Below are 18836 nucleotides of genomic sequence, written 5' to 3'. Positions count from 1 at the left end.
TCTAACGCACGAAAAGCTGACCGGCGGCCTGACCGGCCAGGTCCAGCAGCGGCTGCGGCAGCACGCCGAGTACCACAGTAGCCGCAAGACCCAGGGCCACCGCCGCCGCGGTGGCCGGTGCCACCACCACGGACGGGCCCTCCGGCTCCGGATCGCTGAAGAACATGAGCACGATCACACGCACGTAGAAGAAGGCCGCGATGGCGGAGCTGAGCACGCCGACCACCACCAGGGGCGCGGCACCGCCCTCGAAGGCCGCCCGGAACACCGCGAACTTCCCGGTGAACCCGCTGGTGAGCGGGATGCCGGCGAAGGCCAGCAGGAAGAACGCGAAGATCCCCGCGACGGCCGGGGAGCGCTTGCCCAGGCCGGCCCAGCGGGACAGGTGCCCCGCCTCGCCGGAGGTGTCGCGCACCATCGTCACCACCGCGAACGCGCCGATGGTCGTCGCGCCGTAGGCGGCCAGGTAGAACAGCACCGAGGACAGGCCGTTCTCCGAGGTGGCGATCACGCCCGTGAGCAGGAAGCCCGCGTGCGCGACGGACGAGTAGGCCAGCATCCGCTTGATGTCCGTCTGGGTGATCGCCACGATCGAGCCGACGACCATCGTGATGATGGCCACCGCCCACATCATCGGACGCCAGTCCCAGCGCATGTTCTCCAGCGCGACGTAGAACACCCGCAGCAGCGCGCCGACGGCCGAGACCAGCGTCCCGGACGCCATGAGCGCGGTGACCGGGGTCGGCGCGCCCTGGTAGACGTCGGGCTTCCAGGAGTGGAACGGCACCGCGCCCATCTTGAACAGCAGGCCGACGGCCAGCAGCGCCACACCGCCGTACAGGAGCGCCTCGGTGGCCTCCTGCGGCTGGACCCGGCCGACGACCTCCTCGGGGACGATGGTCTGCCCCGTCTGGACGACCTGGGCGATGTCGCCGAGCGACATGCTGCCCGAGTACCCGTACAGCAGCGCGATGCCGAACAGGAAGAACGCCGACGAGAACGCGCCGAGCAGGAAGTACTTGACCGCCGCCTCCTGCGAGAGCAGGCGGCGACGGCGCGCCAGACCGCACAGCAGGTACAGCGGCAGCGACATGACCTCCAGCGCCACGAACATCGTGAGCAGGTCGTTCGAGGCCGGGAACATCAGCATGCCGCCGACCGCGAACAGGGTGAGCGGGTAGATCTCGGTGTGCTCGGACCCGCCGGCCAGGGCGCGCGCCTCGGCGTCGGTGCCCGGCAGCGCCGCGGCCTGCGCCGCGAACGTGTCCTGCCGGCGGTCGGCGATGAGCAGCATGCTGAGCATCGCCAGCACCAGGATCGTGCCCTGGATGAAGAGGGTCGGCCCGTCGATGCCGAGCGCGCCCTCGGCCGCCACCTGGTGCGGGTCCGCGTTGACCGCCAGGATGACGGTCCACACGAACGCCGCGCCGAGCCCGGCGAACGCCAGCGGCACCTGGATCCGGGGCCGCCACCTCCGGCCGAAGAGCGCCTCGACCAGGACGCCGAGCACGGCCGTTCCGAAGACGAGCAGCAGCGGCGCGACGAGGTCGTACTCCACGTGCGGTGCGGGGATGTTCCCCGCGGCGAGAACTGAAGCGGTCACGGCCTCACTCCCGGACTAGTGGGAGCCTCTGCGACGGTCGGTTGCGGATCGTTCTGCTCCACGACCGTCAGCGTGCGCTCCACGGAGGGGTTGATCACCTTGAGGATCGGCTGCGGGAAGAAGCCGAGGGCCACGATGATCGCCAGGATCGGCCCGATGGCGGCGAGCTCGCGCTTGCTCAGATCGGGGAAGTCGACCAGGGACGGACCGCCGGCCACCCGCTGGTAGACCCACAGGATGTAGATCGCGGCCAGCACGATGCCGAAGGTCGCGATGATCGCGGCCACCTGGTAGCGGGAGAACGTCCCGACCAGCACCAGGAACTCCGAGACGAACGACGACAGGCCCGGCAGCGCCAGGCCGGACAGGCCGGCCACCAGGAAGGTCCCGGCCAGCAGCGGCGCGACCTTCTGGACCCCGCCGAAGGCGTCGATCCGGGCCGAGCCCTGGCGCGAGATGAGGAACCCGACGACCAGGAACAGCGCGCCCGTGGAGAACCCGTGGTTGACCATGTAGAGCATGGCCCCGGACTGGGCGGCCGTCGTCATCGCGAAGATGCCCAGCACGATGAACCCGAAGTGGCTGATCGAGGTGTAGGCGATGAGCCGCTTGAGGTCGACCTGGCCGATGGCCAGGACCGCGCCGTAGATGATGCTGATCACCGCGAAGGTGATCACCACCGGTGTCGCCCACCTCGACGCGCCGGGGAACAGCTCCAGGCAGAAGCGGATCATGCCGTAGGTGCCGATCTTGTCGAGCACGCCGACGATCAGCACCAGCGCGCCCGCCGGGGCCTGCCCCGCGGTGTCCGGCAGCCAGGTGTGCACCGGCACCATCGGCGCCTTGATCGCGAACGCGATGAAGAAACCGAGGAAGAGCCACTTGGCGGTGGCCGGGTCGATGTCGAGACCGGTCAGGTCGCTCAGCAGGAACGAGTTCCTGCCGCCGACCACGTACAGGCCGATGACGGCGGCCAGCATGAGCAGCCCGCCGAACAGCGAGTACAGCAGGAACTTGACCGCCGCGTACGAGCGCTGCGGTCCCCCGTACCGGCCGACCAGGAAGTAGACCGGGATGAGGATGGCCTCGAAGAAGACGTAGAAGAGGAAGACGTCGGTCGCCGCGAAGACGCCGATCATCATCGCTTCCATGAAGAGGATCAGGGCGAAGTAGCCCTTCGCCGAACGCTCGGGGACGTCGTCGGTGGACGCCCCGCCGTAGCGGTCGGCCGGCGTCCAGCTGGCCAGCAGCACCAGCGGGACGAGGATGACCGACAGCAGGACCAGCGTCAGCGAGACGCCGTCGAGCCCGAGCGCCCAGTGCACGCCGAACGACTCGATCCACCAGTACGTCTCGGTGAGCTGGAAGCGCTCGGCGGACGTGGTGTCGTAGCCGAAGGCCAGCACGATCGCGTAGACCGCGACGGCCACCGAGATCGCCAGCGCGATCGGTTTGGCCAGTTGGTCCTTCCCCCTGGGGAGCAGGCCGACGGCCAGCGCCCCCAGGGCGGGAAGGGCGATGAGTGCGGAGAGCATCAGATCCTCACCACCAGCAGTGCGGCGACGAGGAGGCCCGCGCCGAGGAACATGGACAGGGCGTACGACCGGACGTAGCCGGTCTGCAGCCGCCGGACCCGGCCGGACGTGCCGCCGATGAGGGCGGCCAGGCCGTTGACGAGCCCGTCCACGCCGCGGTTGTCGAAGAACACCGCGAGCCGGGTCAGCCACTGGCCGGGCCGCATGAACAGCGACTCGTTCAGGGCGTCCCCGTACAGGTCCTTGCGGGCGAACGTGGTGAGCGCCGAACCCTGGGGAGCGGTCTGCGGCACCGGGCGGGCGCCGTACTTCACCCAGGCGATGGCCACGCCGACCGCCACCAGCACCAGGGTGACGACCCCGTTGAGGGTGATCAGGTGGTGCTCGGCGTGCGGGGTGCGGGTGACCGGCTCGAGGAACGACTCGAACCTGCCGCCCAGCATGAGGAAGGCGCCCATGCCGGCCGAGCCGACCGCCAGGATCACCAGCGGCACGGTCATCACCGCGGGCGACTCGTGCGGGTGCACGTCGGGGTCCCAGCGCTTCTCGCCGAAGAAGGTCATGAACATCAGGCGGGACATGTAGAACGCGGTGATGGCCGCGCCCGCGATCGCGCAGACGCCCAGGACCACGTTCTGGTCCCAGGCCGCCTCGATGATGCCCTCCTTGGTGAAGAAGCCCGCGAAGGGCGGCACCCCGATGATCGCGAGGTAGCCGAGGAAGAACGTGCCGAAGGTGATGGGCAGCAGCTTGCGCAGCGCCCCATACCTGCGCATGTTCACGTCGTCTTCCGTGGCGTGCATCACCGACCCGGCGCCCAGGAACATGCCGGCCTTGAAGAAGCCGTGCGTGATCAGGTGGCCGATCGCCACGACGTAGCCGACCGGGCCGAGGCCCGCGGCGAGCACCATGTAGCCGATCTGCGACATCGTCGAGCCCGCGAGGGCCTTCTTGATGTCGTCCTTGGCGCAACCGATGATCGCACCGGCGAGCAGCGTGACCGCGCCCACGATGGCGACCACCAGCTGGGCGGTCGGGGACGCCTCGAAGATCACGCCGGAGCGGACGATCAGGTAGACGCCCGCGGTGACCATGGTGGCCGCGTGGATGAGCGCCGACACCGGGGTCGGGCCCTCCATCGCGTCCAGCAGCCAGGACTGCAGCGGCAGCTGGGCGGACTTGCCGCACGCGCCCAGCAGCAGGAGCAGGCCGAGCGCGGTCATGACGCCCTCGGACACCGCCGGGTTCTCCACCAGGCCGAAGACGCCGGTGTAGGAGACGGTGCCGAAGGTGGCGAACATGAGCATCATCGCGATCGCGAGGCCCATGTCACCGACGCGGTTGACGACGAACGCCTTCTTGGCGGCGACGGCCGCGGTGGGCTTGTGCTGCCAGAACCCGATGAGCAGGTACGAGGCGAGGCCCACGCCCTCCCAGCCGACGAACAGGCCGAGGTAGTTGTCGGCCAGCACCAGCAGGAGCATGGACGCCACGAACAGGTTCAGGTAGGCGAAGAACTTCCGCCGGTTGGCGTCCTCGGCCATGTACCCGATCGAGTACACGTGGATCAGCGTGCCGACGAACGTGATGAGCAGCACGAAGCTGATCGACAGCTGGTCCAGCAGCAGGCCCATGTCGACGTCGACCGAGCCGGTCTTGATGAACTGGTAGAGGTGCACGCTCCGGGCGCGCTCCTCGCCCGGGTAGCCGAGCATCTGCCAGAACATGAGGAAGCCGAGGACGAACGCGCCGCCCGACAGCGCGGTGGCCAGATAGTGGCCCCACTTGTCGGTGGCGCGCCCGCCCAGCAGCAGGATCGCCGCTCCCGCGAGGGGCAGGGCGATCAGCAGCCACGCGTAGGCCTGAAGCCCGGTGGCCGCAACCAGATGTGTTTCCACGTCCCCAAGCCCCTCAGTACTTCAGCAGGCTCGCGTCGTCGACCGACGAGGACCTGCGGGAACGGAAGATGGTCATGATGATCGCCAGCCCCACCACGACCTCGGCGGCCGCGACGACCATCACGAAGAACGCGATGACCTGGCCGTCCAGGTTGCCGTGCATCTTGGAGAAGCTCACGAACGCGAGGTTCGTGGCGTTGAGCATGAGCTCGACGCACATGAACACCACGATGGCGTTGCGGCGGATCAGGACGCCCACCGCGCCGATGCTGAACAGGAGCGCCGACAGGATGAGGTAATGGCTCACTTCTGGGCCTCCTCTACGGTCTTCTCGACTGCCTCGACGTCGCCAGCGATCGCCTCGGTCTGGCTCTCGCCGGCGAGGTCGGCATGCCGGTCGACGGTGTCGCCGCGGGCGGTCAGCACCGGGTTGAGCGAGCGCTCGGCGACCGAGCCGTCCGGCAGCAGCGCGGGCATGTCGACCGCGTTGTGCCGGGCGTAGGTGCCCGAGCTGGGCAGGTTGCCCGGGTGCTCCCCGGACTTGAACCGCTGCTCGGACAGCTGGCGCTGGTTGGCCTTGGGCGAGACGCGCTCCTTGTGCGCCAGCACCATCGCGCCGAGCGCCGCGGTGATCAGCAGGGCGCTGGTCACCTCGAAGGCGAACACGTACTTGTTGAAGATCAGCCGGGCCAGGCCCATGACGTTGCCCTCGCCGTTGGCGGCGGCCAGACCGGCGTCGGCGGCGAACACCGCGTTCCCGATGCCGAAGACCAGCAGCCCGGCGAAGCCCAGGCCCGCGACCGCCGCCCAGATCCGCTGGCCGGAGAGGGTCTCCACCAGCGAGTCGACGGTGGCGACGCCGACCAGCATCAGCACGAACAGGAAGAGCATCAGCACCGCGCCGGTGTAGACGATCACCTGCACGAGCGCCAGGAACGGCGCGTCCTGCACCGCGTACAGCGCGGCCAGGCTGAGCATGACCACGGCCAGCAGCAGCGCCGAGTACACGGCCTTGCGCTGGAAGATCATGCCGAGGGCGGCAGCCACCGAGACCACCGCGAGGATCCAGAACGCCACCATCAGAAGTCACCGTCCTTGGCGCCGAGGCCGAGGCGGTAGTAGTCCTCTTCGGTCTCGCCGAGCCGCATCTCGTGCGGCGGCTGCTCCATGCCCTCGCGCAGCGGGGCGAGCAGCATCTCCTTGGTGTAGATCAGCGACTCGCGGCTGTCGTCGGCCAGCTCGTACTCGTTGGTCATGGTCAGCGCCCGGGTCGGGCACGCCTCGATGCACAGCCCGCACAGGATGCAGCGCAGGTAGTTGATCTGGTAGATCCGGCCGTAGCGCTCGCCCGGGGAGAAGCGCTCGTCCTCGGTGTTGTCGCCCGCCTCGACGTAGATCGCGTCGGCGGGGCAGGCCCAGGCGCACAGCTCGCAGCCGATGCACTTCTCCAGGCCGTCCGCCCAGCGGTTGAGCTGGTGCCGGCCGTGGAACCGGGGCGCGGTGGGCTTCTTGACCTCGGGGTACTGGACGGTCTCCACCTTGGTGAACAGCTGGTGGAACGCGACTCCGAAGCCCTTCACCGGGTTCAGGAAGTCAGTGAACCCCACTTTCGACCTCCTTCTGCGGGGACGTCCCGTGGTAGTGCGGGGCGTCCATCGGGGGCACCGGGAAGCCGCCCGCGAACGGGTCCTCCCGTTCGGCCCTGGCCTTGTCGTCCGGTTCGGAGACGGCCTGCTTGTCCTTGCGGATCATGTCGTAGAGCACCGAGGCGCCCAGGGCCAGCGCCACCACGACCGCGGCGACGACGACCAGGGTGCCGGTGCCGTAGCCCTCCCGGGTGAGCGCCCGCATGGTGGCCACCAGCAGGATCCAGCCCAGGGAGAACGGGATCAGCACCTTCCAGCCCAGCTTCATCAGCTGGTCGTAGCGCACCCGGGGCAGGGACGCGCGCAGCCAGATGAAGAAGAAGATGAAGGCCCAGATCTTGACCAGGAACCACAGCACCGGCCACCAGCCCTCGTTGGCGCCGGCCCACACGGTGGAGATCGGCGCCGGGGCCCGCCAGCCGCCCAGGAACAGGGTGGTGGCCAGGGCCGAGAGGGTGGCGAGGTTGATGTACTCGGCGAGGAAGAACATCGCGAACTTCAGCGACGAGTACTCGGTGTGGAAGCCGGCGACCAGTTCGCCCTCGCCCTCGGGCAGGTCGAACGGGATGCGGTTGGACTCGCCCATCATCGTGATCACGTAGACCACGAAGGAGGGCAGCAGCGCCACCGCGAACCAGCGGTCGGCCTGCGCCTCGACGATGCCGGACGTGGACAGCGTGCCGGCGAAGAGGAACACCGCCACGAACGACAGGCCCATCGCGATCTCGTAGGAGATGACCTGGGCGCTGGAGCGCAGGCCGCCCAGCAGCGAGTAGGGCGACATGGACGACCAGCCCGCCAGCACGATCCCGTAGACGCCGATGGAGGCCATCGCCAGCACCAGCAGGACCGCGACCGGCAGGTCGGTGCCCTGCAGCGGCGTCTGGTGGCCGAAGATCGAGACCGTCGGCCCGAACGGGATGATGGCGAAGGACACGAACGCCGGGATCGCGGCGACCACCGGGGCCGTCCAGAAGATGATCTTGTCGACGCCCGAGGGGACGATGTCCTCCTTGAGCGCCAGCTTCACGCCGTCGGCCAGGCCCTGCAGCAGGCCGAACGGCCCGGCGCGGTTGGGGCCGACGCGCAGCTGCATGCGGCCGATGATGCGGCGCTCCACCCACATCGACAGCAGCACGGTCAGGACCAGGAAGACGAAGATGACCAGCACCTTGCCGAGCATCAGCCACCACGGGTCCTGGCCGAATGCGGGGAGCGACGGATCGGGACCCATCAGCCCACACCTCCGATCTTCACGATGCTGCCGGTCGTGGCGCCGAGCTCGCGCAGCAGGTTCTTGCCGGACGAGTTCGCCGGCAGCCAGATGACTCCCTCGGGCAGGTCGTCGATCCGCAGCGGGACCGTGATCGCGCCCTCGTCGGTGGCGATGGTGACCAGGCCGTTCAGCCCGTTCTCCGCCGCGGTCTTGGCCGACACGCGGGCGACCGCGGGACGCGCGGTGCCCTTCAGGTGCGGCTCGCCGTCCTGCATGCTCCCGTCGTCCAGCAGCAGCCGCCAGGTGGCCAGCACCGCCTCGCCCGAGGCGGGCGTGAAGGTGAAGTCCGCCAGCGTGCCCGGCGCGTCGGGGCGCTCGCCCCGGTGCGCGCCCAGCTCGGCCAGCTCCCGGCGCGCCGCGGCCGGGTCGGGCAGGCCCAGGTGCACGTCCAGCTCGTCGGCCAGGGCGCCCAGCACCCGCAGGTCCGACATGGCGCTCGGCGTCTTCAGCGCCGCCTCGAACGGGCGGCCCCTGCCCTCCCAGTCCACGAACGTCCCGGACTTCTCCTGGACGGCCGCGACCGGCAGCACCACGTCGGCGCGGTCGGTGACCGCGCTGACCCGCTGCTCCAGGCTGACCACGAAACCGGTGCCCTCCAGCGCCGACAGCGCGAACCGCGGGTGCTCCAGGTCGTAGGGGTCCACCCCGCCGACCAGCAGCGCCTCGATCTCGCCGGACGCGGCGGCGGCCAGGATGTGCGCGCCGTCGCGGCCGGGCTCGTCCGGCAGGGTGGCGACACCCCAGACCCGCGCGACCTCGGCCCGCGCCGCGGCGTCGCCGACCGGGCGGCCGATCGGCAGCAGGCCGGGCAGCACACCGGCCTCCAGCGCTCCGCGCTCTCCCGCGCGGCGCGGCACCCAGGCCAGCCTGGCCCCGGTGGTCTGCGCGAGCCGCACCGCGGCGCTCAGCGCCCCGGTGGACTGCGCGAGCCGTTCGCCGACCAGGATGACCGAGCCCTCGGCGGCCAGCGCCTCGGCGGCCTCACCGGTGATGCTCAGCGCCTCCGGCTCACCGCCCGGACCGGCCTGCAGCAGCCTGCCTTCGAGCTTGCGCAGCCCGTCCGTGGCGAACGGTGCGATCGACAGGACCTTCATGCCCTTCTTGCGCACCGCCTTGCGCAGCCGCAGGAAGACGATCGGCGACTCGTCCTCGGGCTCCAGGCCCGCGAGCAGCACGACCGGCGCGTTCTCCAGGTCCTGGTAGGAGACCTCGATACCGTGCCCGGCGACGCCGTAGGCCAGGAAGTCGGCCTCCTCGGCGGTGTGCGGCCGGGCCCGGAAGTCGATGTCGTTGGTGCCCAGCGCGATGCGGGCGAACTTGGAGTACGCGTAGGCGTCCTCCAGCGTCAGCCGCCCGCCGGTCAGGACACCGGTCTTCTTGCCGGCCAGCCCCGCCGCGGCCGCGGCGAGCGCCTCGGGCCACGAGGCGGGCTCCAGCACGCCCTCGGCGTTGCGGACCAGCGGGTGGCGCAGCCGGTCGGGCTGGGTGGCGTAGGTGAAGGCCCAGCGGCCCTTGTCGCAGTTCCACTCCTCGTTGACCTGCGGGTCGTCGCCGGCGAGGCGGCGGGTGACCTTGCCGCGCCGGTGGTCGGTGCGCTGGGCGCAGCCGGACGCGCAGTGCTCGCACACCGACGGCACCGACACCAGGTCGAACGGCCGGGCCCGGAACCGGTAGGCAGCGCCGGTGAGCGCGCCGACCGGGCAGATCTGCACGGTGTTGCCGGAGAAGTAGGACGAGAACGGCTTGCCGTCCGCGACGCCCACCTGTTCCTTGGCCCCGCGCTCGAACAGGTCGATGAACGGGTCGCCCGCGATCTGCTCGGAGAAGCGGGTGCACCGGGCGCACTGCACGCAGCGCTCCCGGTCCAGCAGCACCTGCGACGACAGCGGCAGCGGCTTGGGGAACGTGCGCTTGCGCTCGACGAACCGCGACTCACCGCGCCCGTTGGACATCGCCTGGTTCTGCAGGGGGCACTCGCCGCCCTTGTCGCAGACCGGGCAGTCCAGCGGGTGGTTGATGAGCAGGAACTCCATCACGCCCTTCTGCGCCTTGTCGGCGACCGGGGACGTGAGCTGGGTGTTGATGACCATGCCGGGCGCGACCGGGATGGTGCAGGACGCCTGCGGCTTGGGAAAGCCCCTGCCGTTGCCGGCGTCGGGGATGTCCACCAGGCACTGGCGGCAGGCGCCGACCGGGTCGAGCAGCGGGTGGTCGCAGAACCGCGGGATCTGGATGCCGAGCAGCTCGGCGGCCCGGATGACCAGCGTGCCCTTGGGGACGCTGACCTCGAAGCCGTCGATGGTGACGGTGACCAGGTCTTCCTGCGGAACGACGCCCGTCTCGGAGGTCGCAGTCATTTATGCACCCCACTTCGTGGACTTGGCGGGGTCGAAGGGGCACCCGCCGTGGGAGAAGTGCGCCAGGTACTCCTCGCGGAAGTGCTTGATCGAGGAGTGGATCGGGCTGGTCGCGCCGTCGCCGAGGGCGCAGAACGACCGGCCGAGGATGTTGTCGGCGATGTCGTTGAGGGTCGACAGGTCCTCTTCGGTGCCCTGCCCCGCCTCCAGCCGCTTCATCATCTGCTTGAGCCAGTAGGTGCCCTCGCGGCACGGCGTGCACTTGCCGCAGGACTCGTGCGCGTAGAACTCCGTCCAGCGCAGCACGGATCGCACCACGCAGGTCGTCTCGTCGAAGATCTGCAGCGCCCGGGTGCCCAGCATCGATCCGGCCGCGCCGACGGACTCGAAGTCCAGCGGGACGTCGAGGTGCTCGGCGGTGAAGATCGGCGTGGAGGAGCCGCCCGGCGTCCAGAACTTCAGCTCGTGGCCCTCGCGGATCCCGCCGGCCATCTCCAGCAGCTCGCGCAGCGTGATGCCCAGCGGCGCCTCGTACTGGCCGGGCCTGGTGACGTGCCCCGACAGCGAGAAGATCCCGAATCCCTTGGACTTCTCGGTGCCCATGGAGGCGAACCAGTCGGCGCCGCGGTCCACGATCGAGGGAACCGAGGCGATCGACTCGACGTTGTTCACCACGGTGGGCCCGCCGTAGAGGCCCGCGACGGCCGGGAAGGGAGGCTTGAGCCGGGGCTGGCCCCGGAACCCCTCCAGAGAGTCCAAGAGCGCGGTCTCCTCGCCGCAGATGTAGGCTCCGGCGCCGGCGTGCACCACGAGGTCCAGGTCGAACCCGGACCCGAGGATGTCCCTGCCGAGGTATCCGGCCTCGTAGGCCTCCTCCACCGCCTGCCTGAGCCTGCGGATGACGTGCAGGACCTCACCGCGCACATAGATGAACGCCTGGTGCGCGCCGATCGCGTACGAGCTGATGATCACCCCCTCGACGAGCACGTGGGGGTCGGCCATCATGAGCGGGATGTCCTTGCAGGTGCCCGGCTCGGACTCGTCGGCGTTGACCACCAGGTAGGTGGGCTTGCCCGTGCCCTGGGCGAGGAAGCCCCACTTCATGCCGGTGGGGAATCCCGCGCCGCCGCGACCGCGCAGACCGGAGTCCTTGACCGCGTCGACGATGGCCGAGGGCTCCATGCCCAGTGCCTTGCGCAACGGCTGGTAGCCGCCGTTGCGCTCGTACGCCGTGCGCGTGAACGAGTCCGCCTGGTCCCAGTTCTTGGTGAGAACGGGGGTAAGGGTGGTCACGATGCCTCCTTCGTCGGCCTCGCGGCGAAGAGCGGGCTGTGCCTTCTGGTTCGTTCGCTTCGCTCTCTCACGGCGCCTCCCAGCCCTTCTCCTTGGCCAGCTCGACGCCGATCCGGGACTCGGGGCCGGCCTGGACGCCCTCGTGGGCGCGGCCGTCGTTGAACCCGGCCAGGACCCGCGAGGCCTCCTTGAACGAGCAGAGGCCGTCCGCGCCGCGGGTGGGCGGCACCGGGCGTCCGGCCCGCAGGTCGTCGACGAGCCGCTTGGCGCTCTCGGGTGTCTGGTTGTCGTAGAACTCCCAGTTGACCATCATGACCGGCGCGTAGTCGCAGGCCGCGTTGCACTCCAGGCGCTCCAGCGAGACCTTGCCGTCCTCGGTGGCCTGGTCGTGCCCGACGCCCACGTGCTCGCTCAGCGACTCCCAGATCTCGTCGCCGCCGAGCACCGCGCACAGCGTGTTGACGCACACGCCCACGTGGTACTCGCCCATCGGCGCCCGCTTGTACTGGGTGTAGAAGGTGGCGACGCCGACGACCTGCGCCGGGGTGATCCCGAGCATGTCGGCGCAGAACTGCACGCCCTCCTGGGTGATGTGCCCGTCCTGCGACTGCACCAGGTGCAGCAGCGGCAGCAGCGCGCTGCGCGGCTGCGGGTAGCGGGCGATGATGTCCTTGGCGTCCTGCTCCAGACGCTGCCTGGTCTCCACGTCGTACGGGGAGCCCTCAGGAAAGTGGCTCAACGGTCAACGCCTCCCATCACGGGATCGATGGACGCGACCGCGGCGATGACGTCGGCGACGAAGCTGCCCTCGCACATCGCGGCCGTGGCCTGCAGGTTGGTGAACGACGGATCCCGGAAGTGCACCCGGAAGGGCCGGGTGCCGCCGTCGGAGACGACGTGCGCGGCCAGCTCCCCGCGCGGCGACTCGATCGCCGCGTAGGCCTGGCCGGCCGGCACCCGGAAGCCCTCGGTCACCAGCTTGAAGTGGTGGATCAGGGCCTCCATGGACTCGCCCATGATGTGCCCGATGTGGGCGGGCGAGTTGCCCATGCCGTCGGTGCCGATGGCCAGCTGCGCGGGCCAGCCGATCTTCTTGTCCTCGATCATCACCGGGCCGTCCTTGGCCGAGCCCTTGGTGAGCCGCTCGACGCACTGCTCGACGATCTTCAGCGACTCCTCCATCTCGGCCATCCGGACGAGGTAGCGGCCGTACACGTCGCAGGACTCCTGCGTGTGCACCTGGAAGTCGTAGGTCTCGTAACCGCAGTACGGCTGGGACTTGCGCAGGTCCCACGGCAGGCCGGTGGAGCGCAGCACCGGGCCGGTGATGCCCAGCGCCATGCAGCCGGTCAGGTCGAGGTAGGCGATGTCCTTGGTCCGCGCCAGGTAGATCGGGTTGGCGTCCAGCAGCTTGCGCATCTGCTTGAACCGCTCGGGCATGCGCTTGAGGTAGTCGCGCAGCTTGGCGATGGCGGCCGGGCCGAGGTCCTGGGCGACGCCGCCGGGGCGGACGTACGCCATGTTCATGCGCAGCCCGGTGATCTCCTCGAACAGGTCGAGGGTGTACTCGCGCTCGATGAACCCGTTGAGCATCACCGTGGTCGCGCCCAGCTCCAGGCCGAACGTCGCGATCGCCACCAGGTGGGAGGAGATCCGGTTGAGCTCCATCATGAGCACCCGGATGACGTTGGCCCGCTCGGGGATGCGGTCGGTGACGCCCAGCAGCTTCTCGACCGCCAGGCAGTACGCGGTCTCGTTGAAGATCGGAGCCAGGTAGTCCATCCGGGTGCAGAACGTGGTGCCCTGCGTCCAGGTCCGGAACTCCATGTTCTTCTCGATGCCGGTGTGCAGGTAGCCGATGCCGACCTGCACCTTCTCGACCGTCTCGCCGTCGAGGGTCAGGATGAGCCGCAGCACGCCGTGGGTGGACGGGTGCTGCGGGCCCATGTTGACCACGAGGCGCTCGTCGGTGTCGCCGTCCTTGGCGCCCTCGACGACCTCGTCCCAGTCGGAACCGGCGAGGTTGAACACCCGGCCCTCGGCCGCCCCGTCGTCGGTGGCTCCCGCCTTGTAGGCATCGTAGGTGGTGGTCATGAGTACGACCTCCGCTCGTCCGGCGGCGGGATCTCCGCGCCGCGGTATTCGACGGGGATGCCGCCGAGGGGGTAGTCCTTGCGCTGGGGGTGGCCCACCCAGTCGTCGGGCATCTCGATCCTGGTCAGCGCGGGGTGGCCGTCGAAGACGATCCCGAAGAAGTCCCACGTCTCCCGTTCGTGCCAGTCGGCCGTGGGGTACACCGGAACCAGGGAGTCGACGTGCGGGTCGGCGTCGGGGACGCCGACCTCCAGCCGGATGCGCCGGTTGTGGGTGATCGAGAGCAGGTGGTAGACGGCGTGCAGCTCGCTGCCGGTCTCGGCGGGGTAGTGCACGCCCGAGACGCCGGACAGCAGTTCGAACCGCAGCGCGGGCTCGTCGCGCAGCGTCCTGGCCAGCTCCAGCAGCCGTTCGCGCTTCACGTGGAAAGTTATCTCTCCGCGATGAACCACGACGCGCTCGACCGCGTCAGAGAAACCGGACCGGTCCAGCTCGTCCGCGATCTCGTCGAAGTACTCGCCGTAGGGACGGGGCGTGGACTCCCGCGCCGGCTGGGGCACCACCAGCCTGCCGTACCCGGAGGTGTCGCCCGTGGTGCTCGCACCGAACATGCCGCGGCGCTGGACGATGTCGCTCATGACCGCGCTCCCGCCTGGCCCAGCAGCGGCAGCTGCCGGAGCTTCGCCCGCTCCAGTTCCTGTACCTGCTTCTCGCGCTGCGCGCCCAGCTTGGTGTTCTGGATCTTGTCGTGCAGCTTGAGGATCGCGTCCAGCAGCATCTCCGGCCGCGGGGGGCATCCGGGCAGGTAGATGTCCACTGGTACGATGTGGTCCACCCCCTGGACGATCGCGTAGTTGTTGAACATGCCTCCAGAAGACGCACAGACACCCATCGCGATCACCCACTTGGGTTCCGACATCTGGTCGTAGACCTGCCGCAGGACGGGGGCCATCTTCTGGCTGACCCGGCCCGCGACGATCATCAGGTCCGCCTGTCTCGGCGATCCCGAGGCGCGTTCCATGCCCCACCGGGAGAAGTCGTGCCGCGGGTCGCCCGCGGACATCATCTCGATGGCGCAGCAGGCGAGACCGAAGGTCGCCGGCCACAGGGAGCTCTTGCGTGCCCAGCCGGCCACCTGCTCGACCGTGGTGAGCAGGAACCCGCTGGGAAGTTTCTCTTCCAGACCCATGTGAATCAGTCCCACTCCAAGCCGCCGCGCCGCCAGACGTAGGCGTACGCGACGAGGACGGTGGCGATGAACAGCACCATCTCGATGAGACCGAAGATCCCCAGGCTGTCGAAGGCGACGGCCCAGGGATACAAGAAGATGATCTCGATGTCGAAAACGATGAAGAGCATCGCCGTGAGGTAGTACTTCACGGGGAAGCGTCCGCCGCCGACCGGCTGCGGGGTCGGTTCGATCCCGCATTCGTAGGCCTCGAGCTTCGCCCTGTTCCAGCGTTTCGGCCCGGTGAAGGCCGCCATGATCACCGAACCGATGGCAAAGGCCGCCGCCAGCGCCGCCAGTACGACGATCGGGTAGTAGAGGTCCACGGGTTTACACACCCCCCTCATAGCTCGTGATGCATCTCACCCTTGTGAGCTGCATCATCCTAGTGAGAACGCGCATTGGTCCGTACCGGTGGGTTCAGTTGTGGGCAGAAATCAGGCGTTCGGCGCGATCTTGGTCATCGCGTTGATGATCCGGTCCATCGCGTCGCCGCCGCGCGGGTCGGTGAGGTTGGCCAGCAGCTTCAGCGTGAACCGCATCAGCGTGGGGTGCGGCAGCCCGTGCCGGGTGACGAACTTCATCACCCGCGGGTCGCCGATGGCCTTCACGAAGACCCGCCCGATCGTGAAGTAGCCCCCGTGCTCCTCCTTGAGGATGCGGGGGTACTCGTACAGCGCCCGTTCCCGCTGTGCCGCGGTCGGCCTGGCCAGCGCCTGCACGATGATGTCGGCGGCCAGGTGGCCCGACTCCATCGCGTAGTCGATGCCCTCTCCGTTGAACGGGTTGACCATGCCCCCGGCGTCGCCCACCAGCAGCAGGCCCCGGGAGTAGTGCGGCTGCCGGTTGAAACCCATCGGCAGGGCCGCGCCGCGGGTCGGTCCCGTCGCGTGTTCCTCGTCGAACTGCCACTCCTTGGGCATTCCGGCGGTCCAGCGGCGGAGCATCTCGCGGTAGTCGGTGTTCTGGAAGGACTTGGAGGTGTTGAGCAGGCCGAGCCCGACGTTCGAGGTGCCGTTCCCGCACCCGAACACCCAGCCGTAGCCGGGCAGGAGCCGCTCGCCGTCCCACAGCTCGAGCCAGGACTCGAGGTAGTCGTCGTCGTGGCGCGGGGTCTCGTAGTAGCGCCGGACGGCCACGCCCATCGGGCGGTCCTCGCGCTTGCGGATGCCCATGGCCAGCGCGAGCCGGGCGGAGTTGCCGTCGGCGGCCACGACCAGCGGCGCGCGGAACTCCCTGCCGTCCTTGGTGCGCACGCCCACCACCCGGTCGGTGCGCTCGTCGATGATCGGCTCGGTGACCGTGGTGTTCTGCAGCAGGGTGGCGCCGGCCTTCACCGCGTGCTCGGCCAGCAGCTGGTCCAGGTCCATGCGCGGGCGCACGAGCCCGAAGTCGGGGAAGGTGGCGAGCTCGGGCCAGGGCAGCTCCAGCCGCACTCCCCCGCCGTAGATGCGCAGGCCCTTGTTGCGGATCCAGCCGGGGGCGTTGATGTCCACGCCCATCGCGATGAGCTGCCGTACCGCCCGGGGGGTGAGGCCGTCCCCGCAGATCTTGTCCCGCGGGAAGGTCGCCTTCTCCAGGAGCAGGACCTTCAGACCCGTCTGTGCCAGGTAGTAGGCCGTGGTGGAGCCGGCAGGACCGGCGCCCACGACCACCACGTCGGCGGCTTCGGGGGAATGCTCGCTCAACTTCCAACCCTTTTCGCTACGCTGCGGCAAGTGCGTTTGTGAACTACTTCACAAGCACCCTTCGTTGCGAGGCTACACCCGTTGCGCAAGGGATGGACTGGCGAGGCTGTTACTGTTCGGTAATTGAAGCGTCGCCGACTTCACCAGGTGAAACACCGGACGGCGCGGAGGTCACGGCGACCCCCTCAGGCGGGCACGTCCTGCGGCCTGCGGGCGCGGTGGATCGCGGCGACCCCGAAGGTGAGGTCGCGCCACTGGACCCGCTCCCAGCCGGCCCCGGCGACCAGCGCCGCCAGCGCGGGCTGGTCCGGCCAGCGCAGCGTGGACTCGGCCAGGTAGGTGTAGGAGTCGGGGTTGGAGCTCACCCTGGCCAGCAGCGGCAGCCCCACCTTGAGGTGCAGCCGGTGCCCGGCGGCCAGCAGCGGGTTCGTCGGGTGGCTGACCTCGCAGATCACCAGGCGGCCTCCCGGCCGGGTCACCCGCAGCATCTCGCGCAGCGCGGCCTCGGTGTCGGCGACGTTGCGCAGCCCGAAGGAGATGGTGACGGCGTCGAAGGAGGCGTCGCGGAAGGGCAGGCGGAGCGCGTCGCCCGCGACGAACGTCACACCGCTCTTTCCCTCCTGCCGCCGCGTGCCGACCTGGAGCATGCCGAGCGAGAAGTCGCACGCGACGCACTCGGCGCCGTTCTCGGCCAGCGCGGCGGTGGACGTGCCGGTGCCCGCGGCCAGATCCAGGACCCGCTCGCCGGGACGCGCGTCGACGGCGCGGGCCACGGCCCTGCGCCAGGCGCGGTCCTGGCCGCCCGTCATGAGGGTGTTGAGCAGGTCGTACCGCTCGGCCGTGTCGTCGAACATCGCGGCCACGTCGGAGGGCTTCTTGTCCAGATCAGCGCGGGTCATGGGGAGCAGCCTAATCCGCGACGGGCGTGTCCCCGGCGGTGCCCTCGCGCCGGGGTCGCATCTTGGAGGTGAGGGCGACGGAGACCTGGTCGCGCTGCCTGGACAGCACGACGTAGCTCACGACTCCGGAGATCAGGAAGGCCAGCGCGAGGTTCAGCAGGCCGCTCAGGCCGATCAGATAGAGGATCGCGGCCGTGGCCGCGACGAGCAGGAGGCGCGCGAGGGTGTAGACGATGACTGAACGCATGGTCCTTCGAGGTTATCCCCAGGTCGGGCGAGCCCTGGTTCAGGGTGCCCTCAGGCGGGGAAGAGCAGTGCCGGGTCCACGTTCCCGCCCGACAGGACCGCCACTCCCTCGCCCGGGGGCAGCTCGTCCCGGTGGAAGAGGAACGCCGCCGCGGCCACGGCCCCCGCGGGCTCGGCGACCAGGCGGGTGCGCACCGCCAGCAGCCGCATCGTCTCGCGGATCTCCTCCTCGGTCACCGTGACGATGTCGTCCACGTACTCGGTGATGTGCTGGAAGGGGAGGTCGCCGACCCGGTCGACGCGCAGCGCGTCCGCGGCCGTGCGCCGGGTCTCGGCCATGTCCCACGACACCGGGCGGCCCAGCAGGAAGGAGTCGCGCGCGTCCGCGGCCAGGGCCGGCTCGACGCCGACCACCCGGGTGCCCCGGTGCAGGCTCTTGACCGCCACGGCCGTGCCGGCCAGCAGCCCTCCCCCGCCCACGGGCACCAGCACCACCCCGGGCCCCGGGTGGTCGGCCATGATCTCCAGCCCGACCGTGCCCTGGCCCGCGATCACCCGCCGGTCGTCGAAGGGGGCGATGAGCTCGTAGCCGTGCGCCCGCGCCAGCTGCTCGGCCGTGCGGGTCCTGGCCTCCATCGTCGGCTCCACCAGGACCACCTCGGCGCCGAGCCGGACGCACTCGGAGACCTTGACCTCCGGCGCGTCGTGGGGGATCACCAGCACCGCCCGGACGCCCAGCTCCCGCGCCGCGTAGGCGACCGCCTGGGCGTGGTTGCCGCTGGAGTGCGCCACGACCCCGGCGGGCAGCGGGCTGCCCAGGGGCGCGGAGGTCATCGCCGCGTAGGCGCCGCGCAGCTTGAACGCGCCCACCGGCTGCAACGACTCGGGCTTGATCCACAGCGGCACGTCCGGGTAGCGCACGAGCGGGGTGCGCACCGCGACCCCCGCCAGCCGGCGGGCGGCCGCTTCGATCTCCGCCAGGGTGACCAGATCGGACATGCCCGGGAGCCTATCCCTCCGAACGGCGCGCGCACCGGAGGAGGGGCGTCCGGCGCCGGTCCGGCGGCACCGTC

Annotated in this window: 18 protein-coding genes; all 18 read right to left on the bottom strand. The window is 69.9% G+C overall.

Annotated elements, in window-relative coordinates; translation table 11 throughout:
- Window position 1: 1 nt before the first annotated feature.
- Window positions 2–1603 carry an NADH-quinone oxidoreductase subunit NuoN gene (gene nuoN, locus C2865_RS05895; RefSeq protein ID WP_106397209.1) on the bottom strand — a complete coding sequence of 534 codons (1602 nt, stop codon included), beginning with the start codon at window positions 1601–1603 and terminating at the stop codon, window positions 2–4.
- Window positions 1600–3138, bottom strand: a complete 1539-nt coding sequence (locus tag C2865_RS05890; protein WP_106397208.1) for an NADH-quinone oxidoreductase subunit M — start codon at window positions 3136–3138, stop codon at window positions 1600–1602. Before C2865_RS05890 ends, nuoN begins: the two co-directional genes overlap by 4 nt.
- Window positions 3138–5036 (bottom strand): NADH-quinone oxidoreductase subunit L, encoded by a 1899-nt coding sequence (nuoL, locus tag C2865_RS05885; RefSeq protein WP_232835384.1) that lies wholly within the window; start codon window positions 5034–5036, stop codon window positions 3138–3140. Before nuoL ends, C2865_RS05890 begins: the two co-directional genes overlap by 1 nt.
- 13 nt (window positions 5037–5049) lie before the next feature.
- Window positions 5050–5343 carry an NADH-quinone oxidoreductase subunit NuoK gene (gene nuoK, locus C2865_RS05880; RefSeq protein WP_106397207.1) on the bottom strand — a complete coding sequence of 98 codons (294 nt, stop codon included), beginning with the start codon at window positions 5341–5343 and terminating at the stop codon, window positions 5050–5052.
- A complete protein-coding gene (locus C2865_RS05875; protein WP_106397206.1) occupies window positions 5340–6116 on the bottom strand; it encodes an NADH-quinone oxidoreductase subunit J in 777 nt (258 codons plus the stop codon). The genes nuoK and C2865_RS05875 overlap by 4 nt, the downstream gene beginning before the upstream one ends.
- Window positions 6116–6643 (bottom strand): NADH-quinone oxidoreductase subunit NuoI, encoded by a 528-nt coding sequence (gene nuoI / locus C2865_RS05870; protein WP_106397205.1) that lies wholly within the window; start codon window positions 6641–6643, stop codon window positions 6116–6118. The genes C2865_RS05875 and nuoI overlap by 1 nt, the downstream gene beginning before the upstream one ends.
- Window positions 6630–7916 carry an NADH-quinone oxidoreductase subunit NuoH gene (gene nuoH / locus C2865_RS05865; RefSeq protein WP_106397204.1) on the bottom strand — a complete coding sequence of 429 codons (1287 nt, stop codon included), beginning with the start codon at window positions 7914–7916 and terminating at the stop codon, window positions 6630–6632. Before nuoH ends, nuoI begins: the two co-directional genes overlap by 14 nt.
- Entirely contained in the window at window positions 7916–10315 is a 2400-nt protein-coding gene (locus tag C2865_RS05860; protein ID WP_106397203.1) for an NADH-quinone oxidoreductase subunit G, read from the bottom strand. The genes nuoH and C2865_RS05860 overlap by 1 nt, the downstream gene beginning before the upstream one ends.
- Complete coding sequence (gene nuoF / locus C2865_RS05855) at window positions 10316–11608, bottom strand: NADH-quinone oxidoreductase subunit NuoF (protein ID WP_106397202.1); 1293 nt, start codon at window positions 11606–11608, stop codon at window positions 10316–10318.
- A gap of 67 nt (window positions 11609–11675) precedes the next feature.
- Entirely contained in the window at window positions 11676–12347 is a 672-nt protein-coding gene (gene nuoE, locus C2865_RS05850; RefSeq protein ID WP_106397201.1) for an NADH-quinone oxidoreductase subunit NuoE, read from the bottom strand.
- A complete protein-coding gene (locus tag C2865_RS05845; protein WP_106397200.1) occupies window positions 12344–13702 on the bottom strand; it encodes an NADH-quinone oxidoreductase subunit D in 1359 nt (452 codons plus the stop codon). The genes nuoE and C2865_RS05845 overlap by 4 nt, the downstream gene beginning before the upstream one ends.
- The gene (locus C2865_RS05840; protein ID WP_106397199.1) at window positions 13699–14340 is read right to left on the bottom strand and encodes an NADH-quinone oxidoreductase subunit C; all 642 of its coding nucleotides are present in this window, start codon (window positions 14338–14340) and stop codon (window positions 13699–13701) included. Before C2865_RS05840 ends, C2865_RS05845 begins: the two co-directional genes overlap by 4 nt.
- Complete coding sequence (locus C2865_RS05835; protein ID WP_106397198.1) at window positions 14337–14891, bottom strand: NuoB/complex I 20 kDa subunit family protein; 555 nt, start codon at window positions 14889–14891, stop codon at window positions 14337–14339. Before C2865_RS05835 ends, C2865_RS05840 begins: the two co-directional genes overlap by 4 nt.
- 5 nt (window positions 14892–14896) lie before the next feature.
- Window positions 14897–15256 (bottom strand): NADH-quinone oxidoreductase subunit A, encoded by a 360-nt coding sequence (locus C2865_RS05830; protein WP_106397197.1) that lies wholly within the window; start codon window positions 15254–15256, stop codon window positions 14897–14899.
- A 111-nt stretch (window positions 15257–15367) separates the two neighbouring features.
- A complete protein-coding gene (locus C2865_RS05825; RefSeq protein ID WP_198652946.1) occupies window positions 15368–16618 on the bottom strand; it encodes a geranylgeranyl reductase family protein in 1251 nt (416 codons plus the stop codon).
- 185 nt (window positions 16619–16803) lie between these two features.
- Complete coding sequence (locus C2865_RS05820) at window positions 16804–17517, bottom strand: demethylmenaquinone methyltransferase (protein WP_106397195.1); 714 nt, start codon at window positions 17515–17517, stop codon at window positions 16804–16806.
- Between the two features lie 10 nt (window positions 17518–17527).
- Entirely contained in the window at window positions 17528–17764 is a 237-nt protein-coding gene (locus C2865_RS05815) for a DUF4229 domain-containing protein (RefSeq protein ID WP_106397194.1), read from the bottom strand.
- Between the two features lie 50 nt (window positions 17765–17814).
- A complete protein-coding gene (locus tag C2865_RS05810; RefSeq protein WP_106397193.1) occupies window positions 17815–18762 on the bottom strand; it encodes a threonine ammonia-lyase in 948 nt (315 codons plus the stop codon).
- Between the last annotated feature and the right edge of the window lie 74 nt (window positions 18763–18836).

The organism is Actinocorallia populi, assembly GCF_002995495.1.
GTDB lineage: Bacteria > Actinomycetota > Actinomycetes > Streptosporangiales > Streptosporangiaceae > Actinocorallia > Actinocorallia populi.
Note: the sequence above shows the minus strand (reverse complement) of the source record. Positions and strands in the feature narration are given on the sequence as shown.

Excerpts from the sequence above, each read along its gene's own strand:
- C2865_RS05890 (WP_106397208.1), bottom strand. The coding sequence starts at position 3,138 with ATGCTCTCCGCACTCATCGCCCTTCCCGCCCTGGGGGCGCTGGCCGTC.
- C2865_RS05875 (WP_106397206.1), bottom strand. The coding sequence starts at position 6,116 with ATGGTGGCGTTCTGGATCCTCGCGGTGGTCTCGGTGGCTGCCGCCCTC.
- nuoH (WP_106397204.1), bottom strand. The coding sequence starts at position 7,916 with ATGGGTCCCGATCCGTCGCTCCCCGCATTCGGCCAGGACCCGTGGTGG.
- C2865_RS05860 (WP_106397203.1), bottom strand. The coding sequence starts at position 10,315 with ATGACTGCGACCTCCGAGACGGGCGTCGTTCCGCAGGAAGACCTGGTC.
- C2865_RS05845 (WP_106397200.1), bottom strand. The coding sequence starts at position 13,702 with ATGACCACCACCTACGATGCCTACAAGGCGGGAGCCACCGACGACGGG.
- C2865_RS05840 (WP_106397199.1), bottom strand. The coding sequence starts at position 14,340 with ATGAGCGACATCGTCCAGCGCCGCGGCATGTTCGGTGCGAGCACCACG.
- C2865_RS05835 (WP_106397198.1), bottom strand. The coding sequence starts at position 14,891 with ATGGGTCTGGAAGAGAAACTTCCCAGCGGGTTCCTGCTCACCACGGTC.
- C2865_RS05820 (WP_106397195.1), bottom strand. The coding sequence starts at position 17,517 with ATGACCCGCGCTGATCTGGACAAGAAGCCCTCCGACGTGGCCGCGATG.
- C2865_RS05815 (WP_106397194.1), bottom strand. The coding sequence starts at position 17,764 with ATGCGTTCAGTCATCGTCTACACCCTCGCGCGCCTCCTGCTCGTCGCG.
- C2865_RS05810 (WP_106397193.1), bottom strand. The coding sequence starts at position 18,762 with ATGTCCGATCTGGTCACCCTGGCGGAGATCGAAGCGGCCGCCCGCCGG.